16 protein-coding genes are annotated in these 23640 nt (G+C 71.6%); 13 read left to right on the top strand and 3 right to left on the bottom strand.

The window, feature by feature from the left end; all coding sequences use genetic code 11:
- Positions 1-69: 69 nt before the first annotated feature.
- Complete coding sequence (locus OG747_RS27500) at positions 70-606, bottom strand: GNAT family N-acetyltransferase (RefSeq protein ID WP_405882072.1); 537 nt, start codon at positions 604-606, stop codon at positions 70-72.
- Positions 607-1036: 430 nt separating this feature from the next.
- Here OG747_RS27500 and OG747_RS27495 point away from each other — a divergent pair, with 430 nt between their 5' ends.
- The 8 genes from OG747_RS27495 (at position 1037) to OG747_RS27460 (ending at position 14686) form a co-directional block, all read left to right on the top strand.
- The gene (locus OG747_RS27495) at positions 1037-2422 is read left to right on the top strand and encodes an ABC transporter substrate-binding protein (protein WP_405882071.1); all 1386 of its coding nucleotides are present in this window, start codon (positions 1037-1039) and stop codon (positions 2420-2422) included.
- 7 nt (positions 2423-2429) lie between these two features.
- Complete coding sequence (locus tag OG747_RS27490) at positions 2430-3770, top strand: carbohydrate ABC transporter permease (RefSeq protein ID WP_405882070.1); 1341 nt, start codon at positions 2430-2432, stop codon at positions 3768-3770.
- Positions 3767-4675 carry a carbohydrate ABC transporter permease gene (locus tag OG747_RS27485; RefSeq protein WP_405882069.1) on the top strand — a complete coding sequence of 303 codons (909 nt, stop codon included), beginning with the start codon at positions 3767-3769 and terminating at the stop codon, positions 4673-4675. Before OG747_RS27490 ends, OG747_RS27485 begins: the two co-directional genes overlap by 4 nt.
- A 149-nt stretch (positions 4676-4824) precedes the next feature.
- Positions 4825-7101: a CDP-glycerol glycerophosphotransferase family protein gene (locus OG747_RS27480; protein WP_405882068.1), complete on the top strand. Its 2277-nt coding sequence runs from the start codon at positions 4825-4827 to the stop codon at positions 7099-7101.
- A 186-nt stretch (positions 7102-7287) separates the two neighbouring features.
- On the top strand, positions 7288-9495 hold the full coding sequence (locus OG747_RS27475; RefSeq protein ID WP_405882067.1) for a CDP-glycerol glycerophosphotransferase family protein: 2208 nt from the start codon (positions 7288-7290) through the stop codon (positions 9493-9495).
- 1 nt (position 9496) lies between these two features.
- Complete coding sequence (locus tag OG747_RS27470; RefSeq protein WP_405882066.1) at positions 9497-11707, top strand: CDP-glycerol glycerophosphotransferase family protein; 2211 nt, start codon at positions 9497-9499, stop codon at positions 11705-11707.
- An 11-nt stretch (positions 11708-11718) separates the two neighbouring features.
- The gene (locus tag OG747_RS27465) at positions 11719-13023 is read left to right on the top strand and encodes a hypothetical protein (RefSeq protein ID WP_405882065.1); all 1305 of its coding nucleotides are present in this window, start codon (positions 11719-11721) and stop codon (positions 13021-13023) included.
- A gap of 46 nt (positions 13024-13069) precedes the next feature.
- Positions 13070-14686 carry a hypothetical protein gene (locus OG747_RS27460; protein WP_405882064.1) on the top strand — a complete coding sequence of 539 codons (1617 nt, stop codon included), beginning with the start codon at positions 13070-13072 and terminating at the stop codon, positions 14684-14686.
- 122 nt (positions 14687-14808) lie between these two features.
- Here OG747_RS27460 and OG747_RS27455 read toward each other — a convergent pair whose 3' ends face one another.
- Complete coding sequence (locus OG747_RS27455; RefSeq protein WP_054229732.1) at positions 14809-15222, bottom strand: organic hydroperoxide resistance protein; 414 nt, start codon at positions 15220-15222, stop codon at positions 14809-14811.
- A 124-nt stretch (positions 15223-15346) separates the two neighbouring features.
- On the opposite strand from OG747_RS27455, the gene OG747_RS27450 reads away from it, so the two are divergent.
- Entirely contained in the window at positions 15347-15901 is a 555-nt protein-coding gene (locus OG747_RS27450) for a MarR family winged helix-turn-helix transcriptional regulator (RefSeq protein WP_405882063.1), read from the top strand.
- A 17-nt stretch (positions 15902-15918) separates the two neighbouring features.
- On the opposite strand, the gene OG747_RS27445 is transcribed toward OG747_RS27450, so the two are convergent.
- On the bottom strand, positions 15919-17508 hold the full coding sequence (locus OG747_RS27445) for a hypothetical protein (protein ID WP_405882062.1): 1590 nt from the start codon (positions 17506-17508) through the stop codon (positions 15919-15921).
- 108 nt (positions 17509-17616) lie between these two features.
- Between OG747_RS27445 and OG747_RS27440 the strand changes: the two genes are divergently transcribed.
- The 4 genes from OG747_RS27440 (at position 17617) to OG747_RS27425 (ending at position 23359) form a co-directional block, all read left to right on the top strand.
- Entirely contained in the window at positions 17617-18885 is a 1269-nt protein-coding gene (locus OG747_RS27440) for a glycosyltransferase 87 family protein (protein WP_405882061.1), read from the top strand.
- Positions 18886-18940: 55 nt separating this feature from the next.
- Positions 18941-20536 (top strand): glycosyltransferase, encoded by a 1596-nt coding sequence (locus OG747_RS27435; protein WP_405885698.1) that lies wholly within the window; start codon positions 18941-18943, stop codon positions 20534-20536.
- Between the two features lie 124 nt (positions 20537-20660).
- Positions 20661-21641 (top strand): UDP-glucose 4-epimerase GalE, encoded by a 981-nt coding sequence (gene galE, locus OG747_RS27430; protein ID WP_405882060.1) that lies wholly within the window; start codon positions 20661-20663, stop codon positions 21639-21641.
- A gap of 782 nt (positions 21642-22423) precedes the next feature.
- A complete protein-coding gene (locus OG747_RS27425) occupies positions 22424-23359 on the top strand; it encodes an ADP-ribosylglycohydrolase family protein (RefSeq protein ID WP_405882059.1) in 936 nt (311 codons plus the stop codon).
- Positions 23360-23640 lie beyond the last annotated feature (281 nt).

Below are 23640 nucleotides of genomic sequence, written 5' to 3'. Positions count from 1 at the left end.
CTTCAGGTGGTCGGGAGTGCTTCAGACGGTCCGGTGCGTTGCGGGTCGTGCGGTGCGGGCTCAGAGGGATCAGGTTGTCGCCGCATAACACCGGATGGCCACGACCTGGTCCGCGCTCCACCGCTGCTCGACGGTGGCCAGCAGTTCCCACCCCAGCCGCTCGTACAGGGCTGCCGCCGCCACATCGGAGGCGACGACGTCGAGGACCGGATGCAGACCGCGACGTCGCGCCTCCCGCACGGCCCGCTCCATGAGCAGCGCGCCGATCCCGTGGCCCCGGGCTCCCGGCGCGACGAACAGTCTGCTGACCACCGCGGTCGCCTCGCCGCCCGCGCCCTCCCGGGCACCCCACAGACCGGGTGCCAGATCCCCTGGCTCGCTGCGGGACAGACCGATGTGACCGACGAGCCGACCGTCCAGCTCCGCGACCCAGGCCGTCAACAAGGAGGACTTGGACAGCCACTCGCCCGGCCGGTCGGGCCAGTTCACCGGATAGCCGTCGGCCGCGTGCACCTCGGCGAGCACCCGGACGCAGTCGACGAGGTCACGATCCGTTCGATGCCGGACCTCAGGTCCACCGGACGCGGTGCCGCTCTCGCTGTTCACCGTGCCATGCAAGCACAGCCCGGCCGGCCGCCCGGGCAAAAGGCGGGAGCGGCGATGACCTCACTGTCCTGAAAGAGCACTCAGCCCCTCCCCGAGCCCCGCCCCGGCTGAACCCGCTGCCCCGCTGGCCCGCTGAGACACGTCGGGGTCGGGGTGCGTCGGCGACCGGCTCGTCGTACGCCGCCACAGCCGCGCACAACACCGGCAGCCCGTTCGCATCCACCGTCTCCGGATCCGCGATCCGCGCCCTGTTCCAACAGGGCCCGCACCGCCTCGGCGTCCCCCGTCCGCGAAGCCGCCTACGTCACGACCCGATCACGATCAGTAACTTGACAGCGCAGGCGCTCTTGCCGCCCTCGACGCCCCGGGCGTAGACCAGACGGCACGGGACAGCGCCGGACGTTCAACGAGGAACGAGAACGGGGCAGTGATGCGCAGAACTCTTCATACATACAGGTCACGCAGGGCCGCACAAGCCGCCGCAGTCGCCGTCGTCGTCGGCGCGCTCACTCTCACCGCCTGCGGCAGCGACAACAAGGACAAGAACAACAACGGCGGCGGCAACAGCAGCGCCAGTAGCAGCGGCGGCGGCACCGTCGCCCTCCCCAAGCTCAACGGGGAGAGTCTCGAAGTGGCCGCCGTCTGGACCGGGCCGGAGCAGGCCAACTTCAAGCGGGTGCTCGCGGAGTTCGAGAAGCGCACCGGCGCCAAGGTCACCTTCGTCCCCGCGCAGGACCCGATCATCAACTTCCTCGGTTCGAAGATCGCGGGCGGTGCGCCGCCGGACGTGGCGATGCTTCCGCAGGTCGGCGCCATCAAGCAGGCCGTGGAGAAGAAGTGGGCCAAGCCGGTCGGGCCGGAGGCCCAGGCCCAGCTCGCCAAGAACTACTCGCAGGGCTGGCAGGATCTCGGCAAGGTCGGCGGCACGCAGTACGGCGTGTACTTCAAGGCCGCCAACAAGTCGCTGGTCTGGTACAACGCGAAGGTCTTCGAGAACGCGGGGGCCAAGGAGCCCGGCACCTGGAAGGACTTCCTCAGCACCGCGCAGACCATCTACGACTCCGGGGTCACCCCCGTCTCGGTCGGCGGCGCGGACGGGTGGACCCTCACGGACTGGTTCGAGAACGTGTATCTGTCCCAGGCCGGGCCGGAGAAATACGACCAGCTCGCCCAGCACAAGATCAAGTGGACGGACCCGTCCGTGAAGGACGCGCTGACCACGCTCGCCCAGCTGTGGGGGAACAAGAACTTCATCGCGGGTGGCCCGGACGGCGCCCTGCAGACCGAGTTCCCGGCCTCCGTGACGCAGACGTTCACCGGCGGCGACCAGCCCAAGGCGGGCATGGTCTTCGAGGGTGACTTCGTGGGCGTCAACATCGCGGAGACGAAGGCGAAGATCGGCACGGATGCCAAGGTGTTCCCGTTCCCGGCGGTGGGCAGCAGCGCCCCCGTGGTCAGTGGCGGTGACGCGGCCGTCCTGCTGAAGGACTCCAAGGCGGGGCAGGCCCTGCTCACCTTCCTCGCCTCGCCCGACGCCGCGACGATCTGGGCGAAGCTCGGCGGGTATCTCTCCCCCAACAAGAACGTCGACAACTCCGCCTACCCGAACGCGGTCCAGCAGTCGATGGCCAAGGCGCTGATCGCCGCCGGCGACGACTTCCGCTTCGACATGTCCGACCAGGCCCCGCAGGCCTTCGGCGGTACGCCCGGCAAGGGCGAGTGGAAGGACCTGCAGGACTTCCTGAAGAACCCGAAGGACGTGGCGGGGGCGCAGGCGAAACTCGAATCGGACGCCGCCGCGGCCTTCAAGGGCTGATCCGGCGATGACGTCGGCGACGGCCGGAGGAACCGCACCGGTTCCTCCGGCCCGTAAGCGCAAGAGCGTGACCGGCACCCGCGGGACCGTGGCGGTGCTGTTCCTGCTGCCCTGTCTCGTGCTGCTCGGCGCGCTCGTGGTCTACCCGATCGGGTACTCGCTGATCCGCAGCTTCCTCAACCGGTCCGGCGACGGTTTCGCCGGAGTCGACAACTACAAGGCCCTGTTCACCGACGACGGCATCCGCACCGCGCTCAAGAACAACGTCATCTGGGTGGTGTTCGCACCCACCGTCGCGACCGCGCTCGGTCTCGTCTTCGCGGTGCTCACCGAACGCGTCCGCTGGGGAACGGCGTTCAAACTGGTCGTCTTCATGCCGATGGCGATCTCGATGCTCGCCGCGGGAATCATCTTCCGGCTGGTGTACGACCAGGACCCGCAGAAGGGCGTCGCGAACGCCGTGTGGGTGGGGGTGCACGACACCTTCGCCGAGTCGTCGGCGTTCCCGAAGGCGCACCCGGGGCGGCAGTCACCCCTCCAGCCCGAACAGGGAGGGTTCATCACCCGGCAGGCCGTGCACGCCGGGCAGTCCGTCACCCTTCCCCTCGTCGGTGTCGCCCCCGACAAGATGCCGAGCGGCGCGAAGAAGGCCGTACAGGCGCAGCCGGAGCCCGGCAAGGTCACCGGCACCGCCTGGCAGGACTTCACCCGCGGCAAGGGCGTCGGCAAGCTCGGCCAGGTCGACCCGGGTGAGCTCGGCTACGCGGGCATGAAGGTCGAGGCCGTGAAGGACGGCAAGGTCGTCGATACGGCGAAGGTGCGCGGCGACGGGACCTTCACGCTCTCCGGCCAGGCCGACGGGGCCCGGCTGCGGCTGCCCGCGAGCAACTTCCGCGAGCCGTACAACGGCGTCGACTGGCTCGGGCCGTCCCTCGTCACCCCGGCGGTGATCGGCGCGTACGTGTGGATGTGGGCCGGTTTCGCGATGGTGCTCATCGCGGCGGGGCTCGCGGGCGTGCCGCGCGAACTCCTCGAAGCGGCACGGGTGGACGGCGCGAACGAGTGGCAGGTGTTCAGAAGGATCACGGTGCCGCTGCTCGCCCCCGTCCTCGCCGTCGTCCTCGTCACCCTGATGATCAACGTGCTGAAGGTCTTCGACCTGGTCTTCATCATCCCGCCGGGCTCGTCCCAGGACGACGCGAACGTGCTGGCCCTGGAGCTGTACCGGAAGGGCTTCTCCGAGGACCAGCCGGGCATCGCGAGCGCGATCGCCGTGTTCCTGCTGCTGCTGGTGATCCCTGTGATGTGGTTCAACATCCGACGTCTACGGCGGGAGGTACGGCGATGACCACCCACCCCGGAGGTCTCCCGAAGTCCGCACCCGTCACCGTCGTCAAGGCCGGGCAGTCGTTCGGCTCCCGGCTCGCGAGCGGCGTCAGCGGCGGTCTCGTCCGCTTCTTCCTGCTCCTCGTCGGCCTGTTCTGGCTGGTGCCGACGATCGGGCTGCTGCTGTCCTCACTGCGCACACCGGAGGACATGAGCGCGTCCGGCTGGTGGAAGGTCTTCAGCGAGCCCTCCCAACTCACCGTCGACAGTTACCAGAAGCTCCTGGAGAACGGTGACATCACCGGCTCGCTGGTGAACACCGTGCTGATCACCGTCCCGGCGACCGTCCTCGTCGTCGTCATCGGCTCACTCGCGGGCTATGCCTTCGCCTGGATGGAGTTCCCGGGCCGCGACTGGTGGTTCCTGGGCGTGGTCGGCCTGCTGGTCGTCCCCGTACAGGTGGCACTGATCCCGATCGCCGGACTCTTCGGCAGGATCGGCATCTTCGGCACGGTCTTCGGCGTGATCCTCTTCCACGTCGGCTTCGGCCTGCCCTTCGCGGTGTTCCTGCTGCGGAACTTCTTCGCGGAGATCCCAAGGGAGTTGCTGGAGGCGGCCCGGCTCGACGGTGCGGGTGAACTGCGGCTGTTCGTCAAGGTCGTGATGCCGCTCGGCGGTCCCGCGATCGCCTCGCTCGGCATCTTCCAGTTCCTGTGGGTGTGGAACGACATGCTGGTCGCGCTGGTGTTCTCCAACTCGGGCAGCCAGCCGATCACGGTCGCACTGCAGACCCAGGTACGCCAGTTCGGCAACAACATCGACGTCCTGGCGCCCGGCGCCTTCATCTCGATGGTCATCCCACTCGCCGTGTTCTTCGCGTTCCAGCGCCAGTTCGTCTCGGGCGTGATGGCGGGCGCGGTGAAGTAGCCGAACAAGTAACCACGTCAGGGGCGGGCCGGATACCGGTTCGCCCCTCGGTGTTCACCGCGGGTCCCCCATATGCCACATCTGGCGTAACCAAGTCACCCCTTCGGCCGTTGCCGGGCAGTATGCCCGCGCCGACCCATGGATGTCCCTTGCCCAGGTTCAGTGTCATCGTCCCCGCGTACAAGGTTCAGGCGTACCTGCACGAATGCCTTGAATCCGTCCTTGAGCAGTCCTACCCCGACCTCGAACTGATCGCCGTCGACGACCGCTCGCCGGACGCCTGTGGCGCGATCATCGACGAGTTCGCCGCCCGCGACGCCCGCGTCCGCCCCGTGCACCTCCCGGAGAACGTGGGCCTGGGCCGCGCCCGCAACGCCGGTCTCGAACACGCCACCGGTGACTACCTGATCTTCCTGGACAGCGACGACACCCTCACCCCGGACGCGCTGCGCGCGATCGCCGACCGGCTGAAGGAGACCGCCGAACCGGACGTCCTGGTCTACGACTACGCGCGCACGTACTGGAACGGGGACATCGTCCGCAACCGGTTCGCGGAGCAGCTCAGCGAGCAGGGCCCGGCACCCTTCCGTCTCGACGACCGGCCGGGGCTGCTCAGGGTCCTGATGGTGGTGTGGAACAAGGCCTACCGCAGGGAGTTCGTCGAGCGCGAGGGCTTCACCTTCCCGCCCGGCTACTACGAGGACACCCCCTGGACCTACCCGGCGCTGATCTCCGCCGAGACGATCGCGACCCTCGACCGGGTCTGCGTGCACTACCGCCAGCGCCGCCGGGGCAACATCCTCGGCACCAGCGGCCGGGGGCACTTCGACATCTTCGCGCAGTACGACCGCCTCTTCGCGTATCTCGACGCGCACCCGGAGCTGGCGCGGTGGCGCCCGGTCCTGTTCCGCCGCATGGTCGACCACCTCTCCACTGTGTTCACCAAGCGGGGCCGGCTGCCGCGCGGCGTCCGTGCCGAGTTCCTGCGGGGGGCCCGCGCCCACTACCGCCGCTACCGCACCCCGGGCGCCCCCGTCCGCCTGCGCACCCGCGTCCGGCACACCCTGGTCCGGCTCGGCAACCACCGCACGTACCGCCTGCTGTCCCTGGCCTTCCGCGTCCAGAAGAAGACCCTGCGCGGTACGAAGGACCTGCTCCGCAAGGCCCGCGGTGCCGCCCTCCAGTTCCACTACCGCATCCAGCTCCGGCTGCCGCTGCGCGCCGACCGCGCCGTCTTCTCCAGCTACTGGGGGCGCGGCCACGGCTGCAACCCGGGCGCCCTGGAGTCCGCGTTCCGCAACCTCGCCCCCCACATCCGTACGGCGTGGATCGCGCACCCCGAGCACCACCACACGATCCCCGCCCCGACGCGACGCCTGCGGCCCGGTACGACGGCGTACTGGACGGCGCTCGCCCGCTCCAAGTACCTCGTCAACAACGTCAACTTCGACCGCCGGCTGGTCAAGCGCCGCGGCCAGATCATGATCCAGACCCAGCACGGCACCCCGCTCAAGCACATGGGCCTCGACCTCCAGGACCGCCCGGCGGCGGCCCGTGACACGGACTTCGCCGAGCTGCTGCGCAGCGCCGACAAGTGGGACTACTGCCTCTCCGGCAACCGCCACTCCACCCTCGTCTGGGAGCGCGTCTTCCCGGCCTCGTACACGACCCTGGAGTACGGCCTCCCCCGCAACGACGCGTTCCAGCGGGCGACCTCGGCGGACGTCACCCGGCTGCGCGAGTCGCTCGGCATCCCCAAGGGCACGGTCGCCGTCCTGTACGCGCCGACGTACCGCGACTACCGCCGCACCCAGCGCCTCACCCTCGACCTGGAACGCGTCCTGCGCAGGCTCGGCCCGCGCTTCGTCGTCCTGACCCGCGCCCACCACTCGTGCCAGGGCCCGCTCGCCACCGCCGCGCCTTCTTCATCGGCCCGGCTCATCGACGTCTCCGACCACCCCAGCATCGAGTCCCTCTGCCTCGCCTCGGACGCGTTGGTCACCGACTACTCGTCCCTGATGTTCGACTACGCGGTCCTCGACCGGCCGATCGTGATCCACGCGGACGACTGGGAGGCGTACGAGGCCTCCCGGGGCACCTATTTCGACCTGCGCGCCTTCCCGCCGGGCGCGGTCGCGCGCAGCGAGGACGAGCTGATCGACATCTTCGCGACCGGCCACTGGCGCGGCTCCCGCTCGACCCAGCTGCGGACCGCGTTCCGCGAGCGGTTCTGCCCGTACGAGGACGGGCGCGCCGCGGAGCGGGTCGTACGCCATGTCGTGCTGGGCCAGAGCGGCGGGCTGCCGCGGGTCGTACCGCTCGCGAAGCGCAACCCGGTCCCGTCCGCCGCCGCGGCCGGCCCCCGGCTGCCTCTCGCGACGGTGCCCGCGCCCGGCACCGCCGTCCCTGTCATCAAGACCCTCTGAACCCTCTGCCCCCCTGAAATCTCCGCCCCCTCCGAAACCTCTGCCCCGGAGCAGGCCTTGCCCTCCAGCCCCTCCCGGCCCACCCCGACGAGGCCCGTCACCTGGCGCCCCGCCGGGCGACCGGGGCGATGACACCCCGCCTCAGAGTCCCTTGAGACCTCAGCGTTACGTGAGAGAAAGAGCAGAATGCCCCGCTTCAGCATCATCGTCCCCACCCATGGAGTCGCCGGGCGACTGCCCCTCGCGCTGGACTCGGTCCTCGACCAGTCCTTCGCCGACTTCGAGCTGATTCCGGTCTGCGACGGGCCGGACTCCCCGGCGGGCGAGGTCGCCGCCGGGTATGCCGCGCGGGACTCCCGGGTCGTCCCGGTCCACTCGCCGCCCTCGGACGGGCTGAGCGCGGCACGGAACACCGGGATCGGGGCGGCGGCCGGCACGTATCTGCTCTTCCTCGACGGCGACGACGTCCTGGCGCCGGGCGCGCTCACGGCCCTGGAGGGCAAACTCCAGGAGGAGCCCGAGGAGCCCGAGGAGGTGGACGTCCTCTACTTCGGGCACGAGCGCGTCCACTGGTGGGACGTCGAGACCAGTACGCCCCCGCTCCCGAGGACACCCGCGGGGGTGTTCACCCCGGACCGGGCGCCGCAGCTCACCGGGGTGGGCCTGCCGGCGTGGAGCGCGGCCTACCGCCGGGCGTTCCTCCGCGAGCAGCGCCTCGCCTTCCCCGAGGGGCACTTCACGGATCTCGGCTGGGGCGGCCTGGTGACGGTGGCCGCCGGGCGGGTGGCGGTGCTGCGCGCGGTCGTCGTACGGCATCTGCTGCGCAGGCAGGGCAGTCGGCTGAACGAACCCGGCGAGCACCAGTTCGAGCTGCTCGACCAGGTCGGCCTGGTGCTGACCCGGGCGGCCGAACAGAAGCTGTCCGCGGAGCGGTTGCGGCCGCTGTTCGATGACCTCTTCACGGCGGTGCTGAGGTCGGCGGCCCATCCGGAGCGGCTTCCCCTGCACCGGCGCCGGGCCTTCTTCCGACGCGCGGGGAGGCTCTACCGGCGTCACCGCCCGGCGGGGTTCCAGCCCCCGGCGGGCCGGATCGGGGTGCAGCACCGGCTGCTGGCGGCCGGGGCGTACAGCGCGTTCCGGGCACTGCGCGGCGCCAACCAGCAGCTGGCGAAGGCCGGCCGGCAACTGCCACGCGTCCGCCGGCTGCGCACCCGCGCGCAGTACGCCGTCCAGCTGCGCCGCCCTCTCGACGAGAACCTCGCCGTGTACTGCGCGTACTGGGGCCGCGGCTACGCCTGCAACCCGGCCGCGATCCATGCCAAGGCCCGCGCACTCGCCCCGCACCTGCGCTCGGTGTTCCTGGTCGAGGCCGACGCGGTGGACCGGGTCCCGAAGGATCTCGACCACGCGGTGATCGGCAGCCCGCGCGCGTGGGAGGTGCTGGCCCGCGCCAAGTACCTGATCAACAACGCCAATTTCGCGGACGAGGTCGTCAAGCGCCGCGGCAGCGTGCACCTCCAGACCCAGCACGGCACCCCGCTGAAGACGATGGGCGTCGACCAGTCGACCTACCCGATCGTGGCCGCCGCGACCGGCAGCTTCGCCAAGCTGCTGACCCGGGTGGACCGCTGGGACTACAACCTCTCCTCCAACCGGCACTCCACGGAGATGTGGGAACGGGCCTTCCCGGGCACCTACGAGGCCCTGGAGTACGGCTATCCGCGCAACGACGTCTACTACACGGCGACGGCCGACGACGTGCTCCGCGTCCGCGCCCGACTGGGCGTTCCCGAGGGCAGGACCGCCCTCCTCTACGCGCCCACCCACCGCGACTACCGCACCGGCTTCGAGTCCCGGCTCGACCTGGAGGCGTTCTGCGAGGAGATCGGCGACGAGTTCGTCGTCCTGCTCCGCGCGCACTACTTCTACGACGGGCGCGGGCGCAGAGGCAGCGGCCGGATCATCGACGTGACCCGGCACCGCTCGTCGGAGGACGTCTGCCTGGCCGCCGACGCGCTCATCACGGACTACTCGTCGATCATGTTCGACTACGCCCATCTCGACCGTCCGATCGTCGTGTACGCGGACGACTGGGAGATCTACCAGGAGACGCGGGGCGTGTACTTCGATCTGATGGAGGCACCGCCGGGCCCGGTGGCCCGCACCCCGCAGGAGCTCGCCCGGATCTTCCGTGACCGCTCCTACACGGACGGCTCCGCACGGGCCCTGCGGGCCGCGTTCCGGGGGCGCTTCTGCCAGTTCGACGACGGGCTGGCCGCCGAGCGGGTCGTCCGCAGAGTGCTGCTGGGCGAACCGCCCGAGGCGATCCCTCCGGTGATCCCCCTCGCCGAGCGCCTTCCGGCCCCCGCCGCGTCCACCCTCGTAAGGAGCTGACGTGTCCCGCTTCAGCATCATCGTCCCCGTCTTCAAGGTGCAGGGCTTTCTGCGCGAGTGCCTCGACTCGGTCCTGGAGCAGTCGTACGGCGACATCGAGGTCATCGCGGTCGACGACTGCTCGCCGGACGGCTGCGGCGCGATCCTCGACGAGTACGCGGCCCGCGACCCGCGCCTGCGGGTGCTGCATCTGCCGCGGAACGTGGGACTCGGCCGCGCCCGCAACGCCGGAATGCCGTACGCCACCGGGGACTTCCTCTTCTTCCTCGACAGCGACGACACGCTCACACCGGGCGCCCTGCGCGCCATCTCCGACCGCCTCGACGAGACCGCCGACCCGGACGTGCTGGTCTTCGACTACGCGCGCACCTACTGGTGGGGCGGAACCCGCCGGAACGTCCTCGCGCAGGTACTGGCGGAGTGCGGCGACAGAACCTTCACGGCCGCCGAACACCCGCAGATCCTCGACCTGCTGATGGTCGTGTGGAACAAGGTCTACAGCCGCGCGTTCGTCGAGCGGGAGGGCTTCGCCTTTCCGCCCGGCTACTACGAGGACACGCCCTGGACCTTCCCGGTCATGCTCAGCGCGGAGCGGATCGCGACGCTCGACCGGATCTGCCTGAACTACCGGCAGCGCCGCCAGGGCAACATCCTGTCCACCACCAGCCGCAAGCACTTCGACGTCCACGACCAGTACGAGCGGGTCTTCGCCTTCGTCGACTCCCGCCCCCAGCTGTCGAGCTGGCGCCCCTATCTGCACGGCAAGATGGGCGAGCACTGTCTCGACATCCTCGCCAAGCCGGACCGGCTGCCCGACTCCGACAAGGGCGAGTTCTTCCGGCGTACGGCCGCGCTGTTCCGCAAGCACCAGGGCGGCGGCCCGGTGCCGCGCGAGCTGCGCGTCCTGCAGGGCGGTTACCTGAGGTACCGCGCCCGGCGGGGGACCGGCCGGGCCGGCGCGGAACTCGGGCGGCGCGGGCTGCTGGTGCGCAAGGCGGCGGTCACCCGGATCAAGGGCGGCTGGTCGGCGGTGCACGAACACCGGCCGCTCGACCCGAACCTCGCGGTGTACTCGGCGTTCTCGCACCGCGGGGTGCTCGGCGACCCGGGCGCCATCTACCGCGCCGCCCGTGAACTCGCCCCGCACATCCGCGGGGTGTGGGTGGTGCGCGAGGACCAGGTGCCGCTGCTGCCGCCCGGCGTCGAGTACGTCGCACCCGATTCGCTCGCCTACCGCCAGGTCACCGCCCGCGCCACGTACCTCGTCAACAACGTCAACTGGCCCGGCACCCTCGTCAAGCGCGAGGGCAGCGTGCACCTCCACACCCACCAGGGCACCCCGCTGAAGTACATGGCCGCCGACCTGCTCGACAAGCCCGGCGCCCGGCACGGCTTCGACGTACCGCAGATGCTGCGCCGCGCCGACCGCTGGGACTACAGCCTGGTTGCCAACCGCCACTCCGAGCTGGTCTGGGACCGCGCCTACCCCTGCCACTTCACCTCGCTGCGCACCGGCAGCCCCCGCAACGACGTCCTCGTACGGGCGCGCCCCGAGGACGGTGCGGCGGTCCGCGCCCGCCTCGGCATCCCCGCCGACCATCAGGTGGTGCTGTACGCGCCGACCCGCCGCGACTACGTCCGCGGCGGGCTCGTCGACCGTATCGACCTGGCCCGGTTCGCCGACGACCTCGGCGCGGGCCACACCCTCCTCGTACGGCTGCACCCCTCGCTCGTGGACGGCCCGGCGCGCGGGATGGGCCTGTCCGAGCTGCACCGGCGCGGGGTCGTGGTCGACGCGACCGACGAACCGCACGTCGAGGATCTGATGCTCGCCTCCGACGCGCTGGTCACGGACTACTCGGCCCTCATGTTCGACTACGCCAACCTGGACCGGCCGATCGTGATCCACGCGGACGACTGGGGCGCGTACGCGGCGAGCCGGGGCGCGTATTTCGACATCACGGCGGACCCGCCCGGCCATGTGGCGGACTCCTACCGGGAGCTGGCATGGCTGTTCGCGTCCGGGTCCTGGCGGGACGGGGAGTCGGCGCGGCTGCGGGCCGGGTTCCGGGCACGGTTCTGCGCGTTCGACGACGGGCGGGCGGCCGAGCGGGTGGTACGGACGCTGATGCTCGGCGAGCGCATGCAGGAGCCGGTGTCGCTCGCGCCGGTACCGGCGCAGGCGGGGCACGACGTCCTCGCGTCCTCGTGAGGCCCCCCGCCGTGCGGCCCCGTACCTGGGTGGTGCTCCTGGCCGTCGTCTTCGCTCTGCTCCAGCTCGCGAACGTCACCGGCCGGGACACCCCCGACACCAAGAACTACCTCTCGTACGCGCTGAGCCTGCGCGGCGCGAGCAAGCACGAGGCGGCCGCGGCCACCATCGACTACGCCTGCGCCGGCCGGGCGTCCGTCGCGCGCCGCAACCAGAGCGTCAACGTGGTGCACTTCCGCGATCCGAGCCCCGCCCGGCAGGTCGTCGAGGAGTGCCGGCGCGAGCAGTGGCAATGGGTGTCGAAACGGCTGCGGGCCGGGCAGACCTCGGGCCACACCGTGCCGTTCATGCCGCCCCGCTTCATGCGGATCTTCGAGACGCGGCCCGGCTATCCGGCGTTCCTGGTCCCCTTCGTCACCGTCCTCGGTGTGCCGTGGGGCCTGTGGACGTCGAGCGTCCTCATCACGGTCACCGGGGGCGTACTCGCCTTCCTCGTGCTGCGCACCCTGCGCGCCCCCACCGTCGCGGCCCTGACCGGACAGGCCCTCTTCTACGTCCTGCCGTGCGGCACGACCGCCATGCGCCCCATGACCGAGGGCCTGCTGCTGACCCTGACGCTGGCCGCGCTGTGGGGCTGCGCGCTGGCGCTGGAGGGCCACGCGCGAGCCGGAACATGGCTGGTCGGCGGCTGCCTTGCGGCCCTCTTCACCGTGAAGCACTCGCAGGCGCTGTTCCTCGGACTGTGCCTGGCGGGCGCGTGCGCGGTGCTCGGCGTACGGCGCGGGGGACTGCGGCAGCCGCTGCGCAGGCTCGCGCGGCCGTTGCGGGAGGTGGGAGTGGTGGCGGCCTGCGGGGTTGCCATGACCCTGCTCGCGGCGAGGGTGCTGGGCTACCCGTCCGAGACGGAATCCCTCCAGGATCTGCTCACGGCCCACTTCTCCCGGCACGACCGCGCTCATCCATGGCCGGAGTTCCTGGACCTGGAGGTCAACTTCTGGGTGGAGTGGCTGCGCCGCGCGCTCCGGGAGCCGCTCTTCCTCTCCGCGCTGGTGGCGGCGGCCTGGGGCGTCCTGCGGCGGCGCCCGGCCTTCGGCGTGTTCCTGGTCGCGGCCGCGCTCACCGGCATCCTCAACCAGGCCGGGCACCCCGACATCGACATCTACGGGGACCGGCTGATCGTGCTGGCGTGGGTGCTGCCGGTGCTGGGGCTTCCGCTGCTGCTGGAATCGGTCGTACGACTGCGGGCGGGGGGCCTGGACTCGGTGCCGGGGCCCCTCCGGAAGGATGCCGGGGTGGACGCCAGGGTCGCTCGATGAGGTGAAGGGTGGCAAAGCCGTTGGCCCTGGCGGGCATATACGGCAAATGCCCCGAACGGCTCAGGCCGGCGCCGCCCACACCGGCCGCGCCGACCACTCCGACCTCCACGGCCCGCGGACCGCGCGCGGCGCGACCGCACTGCGCGGCGGTGCCCCCTGGCGCCCCACGCCCTACCAGGTCTTCGGCGGTCTGTTCTGGCTGGTGATGTGGCTCGCCTCCTGGCGGGTGCCGATGTGCTGCGACGTCGGCCGGCACGCGGCGGTCGTCGAGCGCCTCAAGGCGAACCTCCTCCATCCGGCCCACCCGATGGCGGACCTGCCGGGCGAGGGCAGCCCCTCCTACTCGCCGTACGCCGTGACGCAGGGCGCGATCGCCCGGCTGACGGGCCTTACGGGCTGGGAGGCGGTCCGGCTCTCGGCACCGCTGAACCTGCTGGTGCTGCTGACGGGGATCGGCCGTTTCATGCGCGTCCTGGCACCCCGCCGCCCCTGGGCGCCCGTGCTCGCGCTGCTCGCCATGGTGCTGCCGTGGGGTACCGAGCGGGCCTGGTGGAGCGGCTATCTCGGGCTGATGTCGATGGCGGGAAACCTCGGCCATCCGTCGACGTTCGCCATCGGGCTCACCTTCTGGGCCTGGGCGCTCACGGGCACACGCGCGGGAGAACACGGCGGCCCGGTCCGGTACGTCGGCCCGAGCGGGCTGCGCGGCCTCTCCGGGTACAAGGGCCTGGGCGTCCTGTACGGGCTGATCCTGCTCGTCCATCCGATCACCTCGGTGGCGGCGGCGCTCGGGGCGGTGGCGCTCGTGGCCGGATGGCAGCGGGGATGGCGGGCGGCCGTGGTGGGCCGGTGGGCGCTCACGGGGGCGACGGCGCTGCTGGTCGCGCACCTCTGGCCGTACTTCGACGTCTTCGCGCTGAACGGGGACCGCGGCGTGGACGCGATGCACGAGCGGCTCTACGAGGGCATGCCGGGGCACTTCTGGCTGGCGCTGATCGGGGTGCCGGCGCTGTGGGTACGGGCGCGACGCGCTCGGCGTTCCTGGCGGGATCCGCTCGTGCTGATCTTCGCGCTGGACTGCCTGGTGGTGGCGTACGGCTGGGTCAGCGGGCACTACACCTACGGCAGGATCCTGGGGCTCACGCTGGTGGCGCCGCAGTTCGCGCTCGCGGTGGAGCTGGCGGCGGCGCGGCCGTGGCCGGTGTGGCGGCGGGCGCTGGGGGTGGTGGCGGCCGTCGGGGCCTGCGTCGGGTTCCTCACGGTGCAGGCCGGGGCGGTCGTACCGCGTTCACTCGATCCGGTGGGTTTCGACCAGCCGCCGCGCTGGCCGGCGTACGACTGGGCGGCGCGGCACATCAAGCCCGGCGACGTGGTCATCACCGACGGGTACTACGCCGTCCATCTGATCGCCGGCTACGGCCCCAACCTCGCCGCGCCCGCCTGGCCGGACGCCGCGCTGGACGAGCGGGAACGGGTGCGGCGGCTGGCGGCGGTGCGGGGTTATCTCGACCCCGCGTCGACCCATGCCGGGCGCTCCGCGGTGGTGCGCCGGTACCACGTGCGGTGGCTGTTGTTGACGCGGTGGCGTCGGGTGCCGGAGGAGGCGACGGTGGTGGATCGGAGCCGACGGACGGGTGAGGTGCTCGCGCGGGTGGGGGTGTGAGAGGTCGCCTGGAGACCGCGGGGCGGTGGGGGCTGAACGCGCTCACGGGGCGGAGCCGCACATGTCACAGCCCCGCACCCCTGAAGGGGCACGGGGTGCACGCTCGATGACAGCGTCCCGAACTACTCGATGACGAGCTCGACCGGGATGTTGCCGCGGGTGGCGTTGGAGTAGGGGCAGACCTGGTGGGCCTGCTCGACCAGCTTGCGGCCGGTGGCCTCGTCCACGGAGTCGGGCAGCTCGACGCGGAGCGTGACGGCGAGGCCGAAGCCCTCGCCCTGCTTGCCGATGCCGACCTCACCGGTCACCGCGGCCTCGCTGACGTCGACCTTCGCCGCGCGGCCGACGAGACCGAGGGCGCTGGCGAAACAGGCGGCGTAACCGGCGGCGAACAGCTGCTCGGGGTTGGTGCCCTGACCGCTGCCGCCCATCTCCACCGGGATCGCCAGCTGGAGGTCGAGCTTGCCGTCGGAGCTGACGGCGCGGCCCTCGCGGCCGTGGGTGGCGGTGGCGACGGCGGTGTAGAGCGCGTCCATGGAGACCATCCCTCTCAAGTCGAGTTCTTACCTCGGCGGCCGGTCCGACCGCCTCACGACCTCAATTAGAGCACGCAATTCAATTGCGCACAACTTAATGACGAGCAAGAGCTATCCTGGGTCCATGACCGCCATGCCGACCCCGAGCCCCCAGGCTCCGTCCGACGGGGACTACCTCCGTCTCGACCAGCAGATCTGCTTCTCTCTGAACGCCGCGTCGCGCGCCTTCGGCGGCGTCTACCGGGTGATCCTCAAGGACCTCGGTCTCACCTACCCCCAGTACCTGGTGATGCTCGTGCTGTGGGAGCACGGCGAGTTGCCCGTGAAGAAGGTCGGCGAGCATCTGCGGCTCGACTCCGGGACGCTGTCCCCGCTGCTCAAGCGGCTGGAGGCGGCCGGTCTGGTACGGCGGGAGCGCAGCGCGCTGGACGAGCGCTCCGTGCATGTCCACCTCACCGAGGAGGGCACGGCCCTGCGGGAGCGGGCGCTGCAGGTGCCGCGCCGGATCGCCGCGGCAACGGGTGCGGACCTCGAGGAGATCCGTGAGCTGCGGGCGCGGCTCGACCGGCTGACGGCGGCGCTGGACGCGGCCGCGCTGGACACCTCCGCCTTGGACACCTCCGCCTTGGACACCACCCCCTTGGACCCGGCGGCGCTGGACTCCGTCGGGCCGAAGTAGCCGCCGCCGGGACTCGCTCAACGGCGGCGTACGTACAGGCGCAGGGTGATGCCCCTGCGGACGATCCGCTCGCGCAGGGTGAACTCCTCGCGGAGCACGGCGAGTTTGGCCTCCTCGGTCGCCACCCCGGTGTCCGGATGCCAGTTCCTCCGGGCTGCGAAGTGCTCGGCGACCACCCAGACCCGGTCGAGCCGGTCGAGACGGCGGCGCAGCTCGCGTGGGCCCGCCTCCTCCCCGTACAGCGTCCCGGACGCCGTCGCGGACCTGGTCAGCGCGATGTCCCGAATCCCGCGGAAGCCCGCCGGATAGGCCAGCGCCGACCGCCGCGCGAGCGAGGGCAGGAACAACACCGGGTCGCCCGGCCGCAGTTCACGCCCGGCTGCGGCGGACATGGCGGCGAGGTTGTCGGGCCGGTGGTTGGGGTTGCGGTCCTTGCGGAGCAGGGGGAACTGGACGGTGAGGACGAGCGCGACGGCGAGCACACCGGCGACGGTGACGACGCGTGAAGGCAGGGCACTCCGCAGCTGCGGCACCGCGCCGAGCAGCCGGTCCGCCCCGGCCGCCGCCAGCAGTGGCGCCCCCGACATCGCGTACAGCACGTACCGCTCGTCGTACAGCGGCCAGAAGTGGGAGACCGTGATCAGTACCGCGGGCGGGAGCAGCAGCAGCGGCAGGGCGACCGCCGCGAGGGTCATCTCGCCGCGCCGTACGAGGGGCCAAAGGCCCAGGGCGATCAGGAACAGGTAGGGCACGACCACCAGTTGGGCCGGTCCGGTGAACGCCCGGACCAGGAGGTCCACACTCTCCCCGTTCGGCGCCGACAGCCAGGCGACCTGCGCGGACTGCCCGTGCGAGACGAGCGCCAGCGGCGACAGGACGAGCACCGTGGCTCCCGCCGCGCACCCCCACCGCCGCCACACCCGCCACGGCATCCGGGTCAGCGCCAGGGTCGTGGCGTGCGCGAGCAGCAGGAGTACGGCGAACTCGTGCAGGATGCAGGTGACGGTGAGAGTCACACCGTATCCCCACCAACCTCCTGTGCGAACGGCCTTGACCAGAAGCAGCGTCGCTCCCGTGGCCCCGGCCGCGACCAGCGCGTACGACCGGCCTTCCTGGGCGAAGTGCCCGGCCAGGGGGGTGACCGCGTACAGCAGGCCCGCCCACAGGCCGACGCGCGGGCGGCACAGGCGGACGCCCAGGGCGGCGACGAGGCCCGCGGTGGCGGCGGCGCCGATGACCGAGGGGAGCCGGAGGGCGACCTCGCTGGGATCGACGGCGAGGACGACGTGCATGAAGAGGTAGTACAGGCCGTGCACCGCGTCGACGTGGTGCAACAGATGCCAGATCTGCGGGACCGAACGCCGCGAGACCTGGAAGGTGGCCGCCTCGTCGCGCCACATGCCCCCGCGGTCGAGCCTCCAGAGTCCGAGCGCGAGCATGACGAGCACGGGCACGAGCACCGCCACGACCGCTGCCGGTGACCGCGCACCGGCCTTCGTCGGACGCTCTCCCCCAGACCCTCCCCCGGCCTTCGCGGAGGCCTGCGCCACAACCGTCGCCGGGGCCTGCGCCACGGCTTCCGGGTCGCCGGTGTCGGACCACTTCATTGACGCCCTCATTTTATGACCGTTTTCTTACCGTTGACTAACCTTCGAAGGGTGTTTGCGGCGTATCGACTCCGCTGAGGCATGCGCGCAGCTTACGATCCGGCGTTGATGAGCGCTTATCCGACCCCTCGACACCGTCTGGCCACCCTCGCCACCGCCTGGGTGGCCACCCGCGCCCTGATGCTGTGGCTGCTCACGCACGACGACCTCTCCGCACTGGGCAGCGGAGGGGTCTCGCACGAGGTGCGCCACCTGTACTTCCGCTGGTACGGCATCCTGTCGCACGGCGCCTATCCGGCGGGCGACCGGCTGTGGCAGTACCCGCCCGGCGCGGGCCCCGTGCTGCTCGCGCCCGGGCTGCTGCCGGGCCTGACGTACTTTCACGCCTTCGTGGCCCTCACGCTCCTCGCGGACGCGGTGATCGCGTGGGCCCTCGCGCGCGCGGGACGCCGGCCCGGCCACAGTCTGCGCGGCGCGGCCCTGTGGACACTGGGCCTGCCCCTGCTGCTGCACCTTCCGCTCGCCCGGTACGACGTGCAGGTCACGGCGTTCGCCGTCATCTCCCTGTTGACGTTGTCGCGTTCCCCGCGCGCGGGCGGCGCGTTCGCCGCGCTCGGCGCCCTGGTGAAGGTCTGGCCCGCGCTGGCCCTCGTGGGCGCCCCCCGGGGCCGTACGACCCGGGAGGCCTGGACGTCGGCGGTGCTCACGGCGGTCACCCTGCTCGCCGTCCTGGCGACGGCCTTCAGCAACCCCTTCGACTTCCTGCGCCAACAAGGCGGCCGGGGCGTGCAGATCGAGTCGCTCGGCGGCACGGTGCTCGGCCTCGCGCGCCACCTGGGCTGGCCGGGCAGAGTGCGCTACCGGTACGGCGCGATGGAGTTCGTGGGCCCGTACGTCCAGACGGTAGCGACCGTCTCGCTCGGCCTCACGGCCGCCGCCTTCGGGCTCCTGCTGCTGTGGCGGGTGCGGGCCCGGCGCTGGACGGCGGCGACCCCGTACGACGCCGCGCTCGCCGCCGTGCTGCTGTTCACGGTGACAAGCCGGGTGATCAGCCCCCAGTACATGGTGTGGCTGCTCGGGCTGGCCGCTGTGTGCCTGACCTCGCGGCACACCACCCAGCGCCCGGTGGCCGTGCTGATCTTGGCGGCGACCGTGGTCAGCTCGGTCGCGTACCCCGGCCTCTACCGGGAAGTCATCCACAGCACCTGGGCGGGCTGTCTGCTGATGCTCCTGCGCAACGGTCTGCTGACGGCCGCGGCGGTCCTGTCCTTCACCCGGCTGTGGCGTTCCGGCCTTCCCGTCCCGCAACGACTGGAATCCGCCGCGCCGACACGGAACCCACACCCGATTCCTGCCGTCTTCCGGACCGGACGTTAAGCGCCTCTTAACGGAAAATTACTGTTAACCCCTACAATCCCGGGCCGTGACTCCCATGAACCCTCACCACTCGCAGGTCTGCGTCGTCGTCATCGGGTACAACGACGCAGACCATGTGACGGACGCGGTACGCTCGGCGCTCGCGCAGGGCCCGGCCGTCCGGGAGGTGCTCGCCGTCGACGACCGCTCGACCGACGGCAGTGCGGACCTCCTCGACCGCCTCGCCGCCGAAGAACCGCGTGTGAAGGTCATGCGCCGGCAGGACAACAGCGGCGGCTGCGGCAGCCCCCGCAACAACGGCATCGACGCGGCGACCGCCCCGTACGTGATGTTCCTGGACAGCGACGACGTGCTGCCGCCGGGCGCCGTGGACGCGCTGCTCGGGGCGGCGCTGGAGCAGCGCACGGAGGTCACGGCGGGCCTGTGCGTGCGCCGCGAACTGCCCTCGGGCCGCGAAATCCCCTGGGAGCGCGACCTGTACGCGAAGGCCGCGCTGATCCCCGACCCGTCGCGGCGCCTCCGTCTGGTCCACGACACGCTCTGCGTCAACAAGCTGTACCGCACCGACTTCCTTCGTGACCACGAGATCCGCTTCCCCGAAGGCCGCCATCCCTACGAGGACTTCGTGTTCACCGCGCGCGTCCTGGCCGCCGGGCCGCGCATCGCGCTGATCCCCGACACGGTGTACGTGTGGCACGTGCGGCGCGGCGCCGGGCGGCTGTCGATCTCGCTGGACCGCGCGGACATCGACAACTGGCGGGCGCGCATCGAGGCACACCGGACGGCGTACGAGATCCTGCTCGGCGCCGGTGAGAAGCAGCTCGCGCGGGCCGCCAACGCCAAGTTCCTCGACCACGAACTGCGCATGTACGCCAAGGAGTTGGAGCTGCGCGACGCCGACTACCGGCGGGCGTGGTGGGAGCTCACACGCGCCTACCTGTCGACGTTCGACGCGAGCGACTTCACCGTCAACCCGAACGCCCCCGGCCGGCTGATCGCCCGTGTCGTCCTCGCCTCCGAAGAGCCCCGCGACCTGCCCCGCCTCAAGGAACTCGCCGCCCGGCCAGCCCGGCTGCGCCCGCCGTACGCCCGCGCCGCCGACGGCACACCCGTCTGGTCGGACGACCTCCCCCAGGTCACGCTGGACCACTACCTCCAGCGCCCCGTGCACGGGCTGCCCGCCGCCGTCGACGCGGAACTGCGTCCCAGCGCGCGCGGGGCCCGGCTGCGGCTGCGCCTGCACGACCTGTACGGGCGGATCGCGGAGGCCGGCCCGGCCTCGGCGGACGTCGAGTTCGTGCACCGGGACGAGGGGCGCATCGGCCTGAGCGAGTCGGTCACCCTCGCGCCGGACCCTGGCCAGGACACCTGGTCCGCCGAGCTGCCCGTGGACCTGTCGGCGCTGGGCTGCGACACCTGGGACCTGCGGCTGCGGGTCCACTACCGTGACGGCACGAGCCGGGACGTCACCGCCCACGCGGTCGGCGGGCCGGGCCTGCTGCGCCGCCGCGCGGTCCTCGACCTCCGGCACGGCGTCCTGCTGGTGCAGCCGTACCGCACCCACGCGGGGGCGCTGGCGCTGCGGCTCGCGCCCGGATGGCGAGGAATGACCGAAGTGGTACGCCGTCGACTGAAGCGCCTGCTTCACTGATACGCGGACCGCGACAGCGGTAGGCGGGCTGCGACAGCGGTAATACTGCGACAGCGGCAAGCGGGCTGCGACAGCGGCAGTACAAACAGCACGAAATGACTCACCGACGAGGGGACAACCGTCCATGACCTGGCTGATCACCGGCGGCGCCGGCTACATCGGGGCGCACGTCGTGCGCGCGATGCGGGATGCGGGCGAACAGGCCGTGGTCTACGACGACCTGTCCACGGGCATCGCCGAGCGGATCCCCTCCGACGTACCGCTGGTGGTCGGTTCGACCCTGGACGCCGAACTGCTGGCCCGGACGATCGAGGAGCACGCCGTCACCGGCGTCGTCCACCTCGCGGCGAAGAAGCAGGTCGGCGAGTCCGTGGACCTCCCGTTGCACTACTACCGGGAGAACGTCGAGGGCCTGCGGGTCCTGCTGGAGGCCGTGACGGCGGCGTCCGTCGCCTCCTTCGTGTTCTCGTCCTCGGCCGCGGTGTACGGCATGCCGGACGTGAACCTGGTGACGGAGGAGACGCCGTGCGTGCCGATGAGCCCGTACGGCGAGACGAAGCTGGCGGGCGAGTGGCTGGTCCGCGCGACGGGCCGGGCGACCGGTCTGTCCACGGCGTCGCTGCGCTACTTCAACGTGGCGGGCGCGGCGACCCCCGAACTCGCCGACGTCGGCGTCTTCAACCTCGTCCCCATGGTCTTCGAGAAGCTCACACAGGACGCGCCGCCGCGCATCTTCGGTGACGACTATCCGACGCCCGACGGGACGTGCGTGCGCGACTACATCCACGTGGTGGATCTGGCGGAGGCGCATGTGGCAGCGGCCCGCGCCCTTGAGGCCTCGCCCGGGCGGGACCTGACCCTCAACATCGGCCGCGGGGAAGGCGTTTCGGTCCGCGAGATGATCGACCGGATCAACGCGATCACCGGCTACGACCGCCCTCCGGTGACCACGCCGCGCCGTCCGGGCGACCCGGCCCGGGTCGTCGCCTCGGCCGACCGCATCGCGGTGGAACTGGGCTGGAAGGCGAAGTACGACGTCCAGGACATGATCGTGTCGGCGTGGGCGGGGTGGGTGCGGCTGCATCCCGGGGCGGCGCGCGACTGAGTCACCACCGCGCCCGCCTTCCTCGCCGCGAGCGGATGGCGGTCCGGTTCCTGCGGCCCCGCCCACCGGGCCGTCAGTCCCCGAGCCGCCACGGCGTGCCCCACCGGGGCAGGGGCGTTCCCGCGCCCTCCTCGGCCAGCCGCGTCCACATCCACGACCACGGTGCACCCCCGCCGACGAGACCGTCGTCGGCCGCAGCCTGCTCGCCTCCCGACCCGCCGACCAGCCCACTCGGCGGTAACTGTCTTCCGAGTCCCACCGGGCACGCCCCTCCACGACGCCGACCTGGTCTTACGGCGGACAGAGCTGAGACTCTGCGGACCCTTGCTTCCTCAGAACACCTGCGGACGACGACGGTCTCGGCAGCAGCCCGGACACCGTGTCCGTGGACGCGCCACCCACCGTCCGTCTGCCACCGAGCCCGCCCGTCCTGCCGCCGCTCGGCGGGTGCGCTCCCGCAGCCACCCACCGGCCGTTCGTCGCTGAGCCGGCCCGGCGTGCAGGCGAGGCGCGATCGCGCCCCACAGCCCCGGCCCCCATGCTGCCCAACAGTGGGGCGGGCCGACCCGGGGACCGCTTCCCTCCGGACCGCCCGCTCGCTTCTCCCCCGTGCTGGAGCGGGCCGTGTCAAGGGTGGAGCGAAGCGGAATCGGCGTAGCCGACGCACAGCGCAGCGGAGCGCCCTTTACTCGGACCGCGGAAGCACGACACTGACCTGGAAGCGGGCGGACCCAACAGCCACCACACGACCAACGCCCACGTCACCCCCGTACGCTGCCCCCATGACCGGCCCTCGCGAACTCCGAGCCATCGGTGCCGTCCTCGGCTCCGCCGTGGGCGACGCACTCGGCGCACCCTTCGAGTTCGGACCCGAGGGGGCGTTCTCGGCACGCTTCCCGGAACCCGGGTGCGGCGGGGAGATGTGCGGAGGCGGCGGATGGGACCCGGGAGAGGCGACCGACGACACGCAGATGGCGGTGTTGGTCGGGGAGTCGCTGCTGGACCGCGAGGGCCTTGAACTCCCCGACATGTTCCGGAGGTTCCAGCGGTGGGCCGCCGCCGAGCCCAAGGACATAGGGCTGCAGACCGAGGCCGTACTCGGCGGCGGGGACCCCTGGGACCTCGCCGCCGCGCTGCACTTCCAGGTCAGTCAACGGGCTGCGGGAAACGGGGCGTTGATGCGGGCCGCCCCCTCCGCGGTGTACTTCGCGGCGCAGGGACGGGACGCCACCATGGACGCCGCCCGGCGCATCGCCGCGCTCACCCACGGCGACCGGGCGGCCTGGGAAGGCACCGCGGTGTTCCACGAGTTGATCCGGGTCGCGCTCGACGGCGGCGATCCGGTCGCCGCCGTACCGGCAGCCCTGGAGGCCGTGCATCCGGATCACCGGGCTCGGTACGCCGTCGTTCTCGCCGACGACTGGCATCCCGACCGGGCCACGGAGTTCAACGGCGCGGTGTGGCCCTGTCTCGGGTCCGCCGTGTGGGCGGTGCGGACCACCGGCTCGTACGAGGACGCCGTGCGGGCCGCCGTCGATCTGGGCGGTGACACGGACACCGTCGCCGCCGTGACGGGTGGGCTGGCCGGAGCCGTGTACGGGGCGGACGGCATCCCGGCGCGGTGGGTCGCGCCGCTGCACGTGCCGTTGCCGGGGTTCGGCGGGCGGGTACTGCGGGCACCCGAACTCGTCGGCCTTGCCCGGCGGCTGACGGCCTGAGCGCCGGCCACCGCGCCCCGAGGACCTCAGAACCTGAGGACTTGAAGACCTCGGAACCGAAGGCCTGAGGACCCCAGGACCTGACGAGCACCCGTCCGGTTACGAATCCTTGTTGAGGTACGCCAGTACGGATCGGCCGATGAATGCCGCGCACGACGTGCCGCAGCTCCGTCAGCGCCTCTCGCGACCGCGGTCGGCATGGGTGTCGTCTCCCTCGGAGCGGGCAGCGCCCTTCTCAAGGGCCGGGGGCACGGACCGCACGCCGCCTGAGCCCGGCCCTT

Origin of the sequence: Streptomyces sp. NBC_01384 (assembly GCF_045040035.1) — a bacterium.
Classification (GTDB): domain Bacteria; phylum Actinomycetota; class Actinomycetes; order Streptomycetales; family Streptomycetaceae; genus Streptomyces.
The sequence above is the reverse complement of the archived record's forward strand: the minus strand, read 5'-3'. Positions and strand labels throughout refer to the sequence as shown.